The sequence below is a fragment of the Ruegeria sp. CE12 genome (genome assembly GCF_056537525.1).
In genome coordinates this window covers 1-1,609 of the sequence record NZ_JBQFRS010000042.1, presented here as the reverse complement: position 1 = coordinate 1,609, position 1,609 = coordinate 1, and the positions used below count along the sequence as shown (strand labels likewise).

The 1,609-nt window shown below is 56.6% G+C and carries 1 protein-coding gene; it reads right to left on the bottom strand.

Translation table 11 applies throughout. The annotated features are described in order from the left end of the window. Positions 1–1,609 (bottom strand): BCCT family transporter (locus tag ACR0IO_RS22975; RefSeq protein WP_480745153.1); only part of this gene is annotated, 1,609 nt, incomplete at both ends.

Genomic DNA, 1,609 nt, shown 5'->3' with positions numbered 1-1,609 from the left:
CTGCCGTCGTTCCAGATGGCCTTGATCAGCGCGATGCACATTAGTGCCATGACGATCGAGAATGGCAGCGCCCCGATGACCATCGCGGTTTGGATCGCGCCTGTCCCGCCAGAGATCAGCAGACCACCAACTACCAATGCCAGAGCCGCGCCCCAGAACATGATGTGCGGACGCGCTTTGGGCCCTTCGTCACCGGCTGCATTGATCGTATTCACGATCAGGACCGCCGAGTCAGCGGACGTTACAAGGAACGTCAACAGCAGGACAACGATCACAGCGGCCATCGCCCACGCCAGTGCTTCTGCAATCGGAGCAAGCATGTGTTCCGTCATTGCAAAGATCTTGTCACCGTTCGCAGCATCCAGAATGACGCCGTTTGCGTCTCCGTTCAGTTCCAGATCGATTGCCGTGCCTCCGGCCCAGGCGAACCAGACAAAGCACATCAGCGCGGGCACAATCATCGCGCCCAATACGAATTCACGGATCGTCCGACCTCTGGAAATCCGCGCCAGGAACAGGCCGACAAAGGGTGCGAACGCAATCCACCACGCCCAGTAGAAGACCGGCCACCAGCCCTGCCACTGTGCAAGCAGGAACGCTTCCGACCCCTCAACACCATCAGAGGCGTACACATTGAAGCTCAGCCATGGCAGCGCGATCACATAATCCCAGATGCCTACGAAGAACGCCTTTGCGCCAAAGAAGGTGGCACCGAACAGGATGAAGAAACCCAAAAGGAAGATCGATAGGCCCATATTGATGTTCGACAGCCATTTGATGCCTTTCCCGACACCGGATAGAGCCGACAAGGTCGACGCACCCATGATGACAATCAGAGCAACGACGATGCCCAGTGTCGTGGCCGAACCATCAGGCTGAGCAAGGCCGCCGACACCGATACGTGTGAGCCCTGCAACGAACTGCTCGACACCGAAACCCAATGTCTGGGCTACCCCAAGAATAGTGGCAACAACGGCGACGATGTCGATCAAATGGCCGAGGTTGCCCGACAGTGATTTACCAAACAATGGAGTCAATGAAGAACGGATCGTCAGTGGCAGTCCGCGACGGTAGCTGAAGAAAGCAAGCGCCAAGCCAGCTATCGCGTAACATGCCCAAGCCCCGAAACCCCAATGCAAATAAGACCAGACATAGGCCGTACGTACATTGTCGGCGTCCAGAGCCGTTGTGACACCCTGAATGACCGACGGGTTGTTTTTGAAATGCGCCACCGGTTCAGCAACGGCCCATGTCAACATGCCAACACCGATGCCCGCACCAAACATCATCGAGAACCATGAGAAGTTTGAAAATTCGGGCTTCTCGCCTTCCACACCCAGCTTCAGCCGCCCCGCTGTGGGCCAGATTGCCAAGCCTATGCAGACGATCACAAACGCAGTCACAACCCAGATGTACCAGGCGGCGAACTGCGCCAGAATGGCCGCGTTCCAATCGCCCAGGACGCGCCCGGCTTGCGTCGGCCACACAATACACCAGACAACCAGCAGGCTGATGATGATCTTGCTGATCACCGTCACATTAATACTGAACCCCCGATAAAAACCGTTGTCAGCGGTCTTGATCGGAAGTTCCGAAAGAGGTGGCTTTA